We start from the raw sequence: 8830 nt of genomic DNA on the forward strand, positions 1-8830 counted from the left end.
AGGAGCTGCCGAAGGCTGCGATCTTTTGCCTTTGATTTTTAAAAGCAAGATCAAAAGATCGCAGCCTTCGGCAGCTCCTACACAGGAATCGAACAGAATTTTTCAGGAGTTTCACATGGCGAAGAAACCCAAGGCAGCCACCTTCATCAAAGACCCGCTCTGGTACAAGGATGCGGTGATTTATCAGGTTCACGTCAAATCCTTTTTCGACTCCAACAACGACGGGATCGGCGACTTTCCCGGGCTGATCGCCAAACTCGATTACATCGCCGAACTCGGCGTCAACACCATCTGGCTGCTGCCGTTCTACCCCTCGCCACGCCGCGACGACGGTTACGACATCGCTGAATACCGTGGCGTGCACAGCGACTATGGGACGATGGCCGATGCCAGGCGTTTTATCGCCGAGGCGCACAAGCGTGGTTTGCGGGTGATCACCGAACTGGTCATCAACCACACCTCCGACCAGCACCCGTGGTTCCAGCGTGCGCGCAAGGCCAAACCCGGCTCGGCGGCGCGGGACTTTTACGTGTGGTCGGATGACGACCAGAAATACGACGGCACCCGGATCATTTTTCTCGACACCGAAAAGTCCAACTGGACCTGGGATCCGGTTGCCGGCCAGTACTTCTGGCACCGTTTCTATTCGCACCAGCCCGACCTGAATTTCGACAACCCGCAGGTGATGAAAGCGGTGCTGTCGGTGATGCGCTACTGGCTGGACATGGGCATCGACGGCCTGCGCCTCGACGCCATTCCGTACCTGATCGAGCGCGACGGCACCAACAACGAAAACCTGCCGGAGACCCACGACGTCCTCAAGCAGATCCGTGCCGAAATCGACGCTAATTACCCCGACCGCATGCTGCTGGCCGAGGCCAACCAATGGCCGGAAGACACCCAGCTGTACTTCGGCGACACCGATGCCGCCGGCGTCAATGGTGACGAATGCCACATGGCGTTTCACTTTCCGCTGATGCCGCGCATGTACATGGCGCTGGCGCAGGAAGACCGCTTCCCGATCACCGACATTTTGCGCCAGACCCCGGAAATTCCCGCCAATTGCCAGTGGGCAATCTTCCTGCGCAACCACGACGAGTTGACGCTGGAGATGGTCACCGACAAGGAGCGCGACTACCTGTGGAACTACTACGCCGCAGACCGCCGCGCGCGGATCAATCTCGGCATTCGTCGGCGTCTGGCGCCGTTGATGGAGCGTGACCGCCGCCGGGTCGAACTGCTCAACAGCCTGCTGCTGTCGATGCCCGGCACGCCGACCCTGTATTACGGCGATGAAATCGGCATGGGCGACAACATCTACCTCGGCGACCGCGATGGCGTGCGGACCCCGATGCAATGGTCGATCGACCGCAACGGCGGTTTCTCCCGCGCCGACCCGGCGAGCCTGGTGCTGCCGCCGATCATGGACCCGCAATACGGCTATCTGTCGGTCAACGTCGAAACCCAGGCCGGCGACCCGCATTCGCTGCTCAACTGGACCCGACGCATGCTCGCCGTGCGCAAGCAGTCCAAGGCCTTCGGGCGCGGTACGCTGAAGATGCTCTCGCCGAGCAACCGGCGGATTCTGGCCTACACCCGTGAATTCACCGACGTCGACGGCAAGCACGAGATCATCCTCTGCGTGGCCAACGTGTCGCGCAGCGCGCAAGCGGCGGAGCTCGATCTGTCGGCGTATGTCGGCATGGTCCCGGTGGAGATGCTCGGCGGTAACGCGTTCCCGCCGATCGGCCAGTTGAATTTCCTCCTGACCCTGGCGCCGTACGGTTTCTACTGGTTCGCTCTGGCCACGGAAAACCAGATGCCGAGCTGGCACGTGGAACCGGCGCAGAGCCTGCCGGACTTCACCACGCTGGTGCTGAAAAAACGCATGGAAGAACTGCTCGAAGCGCCAACCCGCAACACCCTGGAGCAGGGCATCTTGCCGAGCTGGTTGCAGAATCGCCGCTGGTTCGCCGGTAAGGACGCGGCCATCGAACAAGTGCATCTGGCTTACGGTGTGCGTTTCGGCGATGCGCAGCATCCCGTGTTGCTCAGTGAGGTCGAGGTCACCAGCGCCGGGCAGACCAGCCGTTATCAACTGCCGTTCGGCTTCATCTCCGAAGATCAGGTCGGCCCGGCACTGCCGCAGCAGCTGGCGTTGTCCCGGGTCCGGCGTGGCCGCCAGGTCGGGCTGATCACCGACGCGTTCAGCCTTGAAGCGTTCGTCCGCGCGGTGCTTGAGGGCATGCAGAACAACACCGTGCTGAATTCCGAAGAAGGCGAGATTCGTTTCGCGCCGACCGCGCAGCTGGAGAAGCTTGGCCTCGGCGCCGAATCGGAAGTGCGCTATCTGTCGGCCGAGCAATCGAACAGCTCGGTGGTGATCGGCAACAGCCTGGTGCTGAAGCTGATCCGCAAAGTCGCCTCCGGTGTGCACCCGGAACTGGAAATGAGCGCCTACCTGACCGAGGCCGGTTTCCAGAACATCTCGCCACTGCTGGGCTCGGTGATCCGCCGCGATGCCAACGGCGAAGACAACCTGCTGATGATCGCCCAAGGCTACCTGAGCAATCAGGGCGATGCCTGGGAGTGGACGCAGAACAACCTCGAACGGGCGCTGCGCGATGAGCTGGCCGACGCCATGTCCGAGCAGGAGCAGCATTACAACGCCCTCGGTGAACTGAAGGACTTTGCCGGCATGCTCGGCCAGCGTCTGGGGGAAATGCACCAGATGCTGGCGGCGCCGAACGACAACCCGGACTTCGCTCCGCAAACCACCAGTGCCAAGGACGCGTTAGCCACTGGCAAGGACGTTGCGGCGCAGGTCGAGCATGCGCTGAAGCTGCTCAAGCAGCATCAGGGCCAGTTGGGCGCGGCGGATCAGAAACGGGTCACACGCCTGCTGGACAACAAAAAGGTCATCCTCGGTCATGTGCAGGACCTGGCGAAACAGGCTGTCGGCGGGTTGCGCATTCGCGTCCACGGTGACCTGCATCTGGGCCAGGTGCTGGTGATCAAGGGCGATGCCTACCTGATCGATTTCGAGGGTGAGCCGGCGCGGCCGCTGCACGAACGGCGCGGCAAACACAGTCCGTACAAGGACGTCAGCGGGGTGTTGCGTTCCTTCGATTACGCCGCAGCGATGACCATCAACGTACACAACGTCGATCACAGTCCGGAGTCGGAAGCGGCGCGGCATCGCGTCGCCGAGCGCTACTTGCGTGAGGCGCGTGAAGCATTTGTGCAGGCATATCGCCGGGCGGCAGCTAGTCTTGATCATGCCTGGCAGGATCCTGCGGGTGCCGACGCTGCGCTTGCGCTGTTCGGCCTGGAGAAGGCGGCCTATGAAGTGGCCTATGAAGCCGAAAATCGCCCCACGTGGCTGCCCGTGCCGTTGCACGGTTTGTATGGGTTATTGACGGGGCTTAAACCCTTTTCCGATCTTGGTGGAGAGTAGTCATGAGTTTCTCGAACAAGGAACAGGGTCACGCCAAAGAGGCATTGTTGCCGGCGGCGCAGGACATCGACGCCCTGGTGCGCGCCGAACACCACGACCCGTTTTCCATTCTCGGCCCGCACGGCGATGGTGCTGGCGGGCAATTCATCCGTGCCTATCTGCCCGGTGCGTTGAAGGTTGAAGTGCTGGACAAGGACAGCGGTGAAGAACGCGGCGAACTGACCGCCACCGAAACCCCAGGACTGTTTGTCGGGCACTTCGCCCAGGCGCGGCCGTATCTGCTGCGCACGCGCTGGGCCGGGGGCGAGCAGGTGGCGGAAGATCCCTACAGATTTGGCCAGTTGCTGGGGGAAATGGACCTGTATCTGTTCGCCGAAGGCAATCACCGCGACCTCAGCAGCTGCCTCGGCGCGCAACTGACCACGGTCGATGGTGTCGACGGTGTACGTTTTGCCGTGTGGGCGCCGAATGCCCGACGCGTTTCGGTGGTCGGCGATTTCAACGTGTGGGACGGTCGCCGCCATCCGATGCGCCTGCGGCATCCGTCCGGGGTCTGGGAGCTGTTCATTCCGCGCCTGCAAGCGGGCGAGTTGTACAAGTACGAGATCCTCGGCGCCCACGGCATCCTGCCGCTGAAGGCTGACCCGATGGCGCTGGCCACCAGCCTGCCACCGGACACCGCGTCGAAAGTCGCCGCGCCGCTGCAGATCAACTGGCAAGATCAGGACTGGATGAGCAGCCGTCGCGAGCGGCAACAGCATTCGCAGCCACTGTCGATCTACGAGCTGCACGCCGGATCGTGGCAGTGCGAGCTCGACGATCTGGGCGAAGTCGCCCGTCAGTACACTTGGCCGGAGCTGGCCGAACGGCTGATTCCTTACGTCAAGGAACTGGGGTTCACCCACATCGAGCTGATGCCGATCATGGAACACCCGTTCGGTGGTTCGTGGGGCTATCAATTGCTCTCGCAATTCGCTCCGAGTGCGCGTTACGGCACACCGGAGCAGTTCGGCGATTTCGTCAACGCCTGTCACCGCGCCGATATCGGGGTGATTCTCGACTGGGTGCCGGCGCATTTCCCCACCGATACCCACGGTTTGGCGCAGTTCGACGGCACGGCGTTGTACGAGTACGGCAATCCGCTGGAAGGTTTCCATCAGGACTGGGACACGCTGATCTACAACCTCGGACGCACCGAGGTGCACGGCTACATGCTGGCGTCGGCGCTGCACTGGCTGAAGCATTTTCACGTCGATGGCCTGCGGGTCGACGCGGTGGCCTCGATGCTCTATCGCGACTATTCGCGCAAGGCCGGCGAATGGGTGCCGAACCGCCACGGTGGCCGGGAAAACCTCGAAGCCATCGATTTCCTGCGGCACTTGAATGACGTCGTCGAGCTGGAAGCCCCGGGGGCGCTGGTGATCGCCGAAGAATCCACGGCATGGCCGGGCGTCAGCCAGAGTACCCAGCAGGGCGGCCTCGGTTTTGCCTACAAATGGAACATGGGCTGGATGCACGACTCGCTGCACTACATCCAGCAGGATCCGGTGTACCGCGCACACCACCACAACGAACTGAGTTTTGGCCTGGTTTACGCCTGGTCCGAGCGCTTCATCCTGCCCATTTCCCACGACGAAGTGGTGCACGGCAAGCATTCGCTGATCGACAAGATGCCCGGCGATCGCTGGCAGAAGTTCGCCAACCTGCGCGCCTACCTGAGCTTCATGTGGACCCATCCGGGCAAGAAGCTGTTGTTCATGGGCTGCGAGTTCGGCCAGTGGCGCGAGTGGAATCACGATCAGCAACTGGACTGGTACCTGCTGCAATACTCCGAGCACAAAGGCGTGCAGAAACTGGTCGGCGACCTCAATCGTCTGTACCGCGACGAACCGGCGCTGCACGATCAGGACGATGCGCCGCAGGGTTTCCAGTGGCTGATTGGCGATGACGCGATCAACAGCGTGTATGCGTGGCTGCGCTGGAGCAAGGACGGCAAACCGGTGCTGGTGGTGGCTAACTTCACCCCGGTGCCGCGCCAGTCGTACCGCGTTGGCGTGCCGTTTGCCGGGCGCTGGACCGAGTTGCTCAACAGCGATGCCGACACCTATGCCGGCTCCAACTATGGCAATGGCGGCGGGGCGTTCACCGAAGAGGTGCCGAGCCATGGGCAGGGGCTGTCGCTGGAACTGAACCTGCCGCCGCTGGCGGTGTTGATTCTCAAGCCGGAGGGCTGACAGACACCGCTAACCCGGTGGGAGTGAGCTTGCTCGCGAAGGCGATATGTCAGTCAACGATGATGTTGAATGTTCAGCCGCTTTCGCGAGCAAGCTCGCTCCCACAGTGATCCTGGGTGATCCGAAAATCACCAGCGCATCCGCACCCCCACGCTGCCAATCAACCCGTTCAAATCATTGTCATCCACATCACTGCTGTAATCGGCGCTGACATACAGGCTGACGACAGGCGTTACTCGCGCCACCAGCCCCAGCCCTAACTCGACCGTCGACGATTTGCGGCTGCTGCTGATCTTGTCGACCTGATCCAGGGTCACCGTGTTGCCGGTGTAGACCGTGTGCCAGAGGTTGGTGCGCACGTAGGGTTCTACCGGCAGACCGTTCAAATCGTAACTGCCTTTGAGGCGCGCGCCGACGCGGCCGCTCCACGCCGACAGATCGGTTGATGAAGCATTGCCGGAACCTGCGTACGGTGTGTCGAGGGTGATGCGTTGGTTGATCAGTTGCGCCTGGGGTTCGACCACCCAGTTCTCGCTCAGGCCGATCGGGTAGCCACCCTCGACCGAGAAAGTCATCGCGCTGCCTTCGGTGGCTTGGCGTGCGCCTTGGCCGTTGCGGCTGAAACCGCTGACCCGGCCACCGCTGGCCGTCAGATCGACATGCCAGCCCTTGTCGCCGGTCAGGCGATAATAGGCGCCGAGGCTCTGGCCTTGCAGGTTGAGGGTGTCGGTGCTCGGGTCGGCGAGGGCGCGGCTGTTGAGCAGCCCGCCGCTGTTGGCCTGGATCTGGTTGCGCCCGCCAATCAGGCCGATGGTCTGGGTGTGGCCGCCGGAGGTTTGCACGGTGAGCACCGCCGGGCCTTTGAAGTCGCCGCTGCCGGGCGTGGCAAAACTTGGCGAAAGCACGTCGGTTTGCGCCTGCCAGGCGTTTTGCCCGTACAACTGATCCCAGGCCGCCGGCGCCAGGTCTTCGGTGATCAGGTTGACGCCTTGCAGGTCGGGGCGTGGACTCAAACGCTGTGGCTCGGGGGTGATCACGGTCGCCGGCAGGATCAGAACGGGCACATCCTGGCGATACCAGGGGGTGGTTTCATCCGTTGCAAGACCGGCTTGCGCCTCCATGGATGAGCACAGCAGGATCGAACTCGACACTGTGCAGAACGTCACTTTGATCTCTTGTGGGGTGAATGAGCTTTTCATGGAGGTCTACCTTGCAAGCGCATGCGGGATCTCTTTTCTGGCGTCTCTCCTACCCCGAACGAGGGGCGACCGAATGGAGCGGGGCGAACCGCGGTCGCTCGATTTCGCGAGTGCCGGAAGGGTCGCCCCGGACAGTGATTCCGGGGGTAGTAAGGTAGAGATAAGAAGAGTGAGGCTGTTGCGTCAAGAAACTGATCGATGAGCGGTAAGGTTTAATCAGAAGCTGCAACCTTTTGTTTTGCTGTAGATATCTAAGTTGTTGTTTGCAGGGGTAAACGCCGCGCTGTCAGCGAGACAGAACGGTTACCTGCCAGGCTACTGGTCTGGCGTCTGATGCGGATTCGCCTGTTCGACACCGAGGCTCGCCGTTCATTGCTGTCAATATCGCTACAGAAGTCGGTGCTTACAGATGCACCTCAACCGCCAGCGGCAGATGATCCGACAGATGCGTCCACGGCTTGTTGCCGAGGATCTGCGGGTCGTGGCTGGTGGCGTTGCGCAGGTAAATGCGGTCCAGGCGCAGCAGCGGGAAACGTGCCGGGTAGGTCTTGGCCGGACGGCCGTGGTGGCGCTCGAAGGCTTCGTGCAGGTAGTCGCGGCGGGCGAGGGCGACGTTGCCCTGCAGTTGCCAGTCGTTGAAGTCACCGGCAATGATCACCGGCGCATCGTCGGGCAGCGATTCGAGCAACTGGCAGAGCAGTTGCAACTGCAGTTGGCGGTGGCTTTCCAGCAGACTCAGGTGCACGCAGATCGCGTGCACCTCGGCGTGTCCCGGCACGTCCAGTACACAGTGCAGCAGGCCTCGGCGCTCGGGGCCGGTGATCGACACGTCGAGGTTGCGGTATTCGCGGATCGGGTACTTCGACAGCAGGGCATTGCCGTGGTGTCCATCGGGATAGACCGCATTGCGCCCGTAGGCGAAATCGCTCCACATGCTGTCGGCGAGAAATTCGTACTGCGAGGTTTGCGGCCATTCGTTGTAGCGATTGGAATGTCGCTCGTGTTCGCCCACCACTTCCTGGAGAAACACCAGATCGGCCGAGGTACTGCGCACCGCTTCGCGCAGTTCCGGCAGGATGAAGCGCCGGTTGAGGGCAGTGAAGCCCTTGTGGGTATTGACCGTCAGCACGCGCAGGCGGTGAATGACGGGGGCGTCGACGGCGTGACGCTTGGGATCGCTGGACACGTTCACTCCTCTGAAAAACAGGCTTCCTGTTCATGCGACTGGTCTGTGGGCGGGCAGTTCCTTCCAGATGCCTCAGTCCAATACAACCGGGCAAACCTTGGAAATAAACGCAAACCCGCAACCACGTTTAAAGTACACGAACCGTTACGCCATAACGGCTACAACGCCTTGCGCCGTTACCTACGCGTACGCCAGAATCCACCGGCTTACACGGCTATGGGCCGGGCTATATCGTTTCCCTGTCACTGAACATCAGTGATCGGGTTTGGTAGCCCGTTTCGGTACGACCGTATGGCATCACCTTATGCAGCCTCTTTCTTGCGGCTCAGCTATATATGGTGGACATGCGTGGGGCTCATTCGTGAGCGCCGGGTTCCGTATCGACCGGTCTACCAACCCGCGCATGGCCACCACCCATCGTTTGGTAGCGAGGGTGATGGCTCCTGTTTCTCGATACGGAGCTTCATCTATGTTCAAAGCCACACCCAACCCCCCAGACGCCGACCCGATCCCATACGACCCGGCCCTCGACCCGCAGAAGATAAAAGAAGCGACCGACCGCGCCATCAAGTTCTACCTCAACCCCGGCGCACTGAAGATATCGATCCCTTCAACCCCGTCACGCAAATCGAACAGAATCTTCCTCATCGACCCGACCGTTGACGAAGAAACTCTACTGGTCGAAGCCTGCGAATCACTAGCCGCCGCCAGCGACATGGCCCGCGATATCGGCAGCGCGCTCGACGACTCACAC

General features: G+C 61.5%; 5 protein-coding genes. 3 read left to right on the forward strand and 2 right to left on the reverse strand.

Features of this window, described 5'->3' with window-relative positions; all coding sequences use genetic code 11:
• The first annotated feature begins 115 nt into the window (after positions 1 to 115).
• Entirely contained in the window at positions 116 to 3457 is a 3342-nt protein-coding gene (gene treS / locus NN484_RS26790; protein WP_215500247.1) for a maltose alpha-D-glucosyltransferase, read from the forward strand.
• 2 nt (positions 3458 to 3459) lie between these two features.
• Entirely contained in the window at positions 3460 to 5691 is a 2232-nt protein-coding gene (glgB, locus tag NN484_RS26795) for a 1,4-alpha-glucan branching protein GlgB (RefSeq protein ID WP_274658333.1), read from the forward strand.
• Between the two features lie 128 nt (positions 5692 to 5819).
• Here glgB and NN484_RS26800 read toward each other — a convergent pair whose 3' ends face one another.
• Positions 5820 to 6890 carry an autotransporter domain-containing protein gene (locus NN484_RS26800; RefSeq protein WP_274658334.1) on the reverse strand — a complete coding sequence of 357 codons (1071 nt, stop codon included), beginning with the start codon at positions 6888 to 6890 and terminating at the stop codon, positions 5820 to 5822.
• Between the two features lie 403 nt (positions 6891 to 7293).
• A complete protein-coding gene (locus NN484_RS26805; protein ID WP_215500244.1) occupies positions 7294 to 8076 on the reverse strand; it encodes an endonuclease/exonuclease/phosphatase family protein in 783 nt (260 codons plus the stop codon).
• Between the two features lie 469 nt (positions 8077 to 8545).
• On the opposite strand from NN484_RS26805, the gene NN484_RS26810 reads away from it, so the two are divergent.
• Positions 8546 to 8830 (forward strand): DUF6124 family protein (locus tag NN484_RS26810; RefSeq protein WP_274658335.1); only part of this gene is annotated, 285 nt, incomplete at its 3' end.

Origin of the sequence: Pseudomonas serboccidentalis (assembly GCF_028830055.1) — a bacterium.
Classification (GTDB): Bacteria; Pseudomonadota; Gammaproteobacteria; order Pseudomonadales; family Pseudomonadaceae; genus Aquipseudomonas; species Aquipseudomonas serboccidentalis.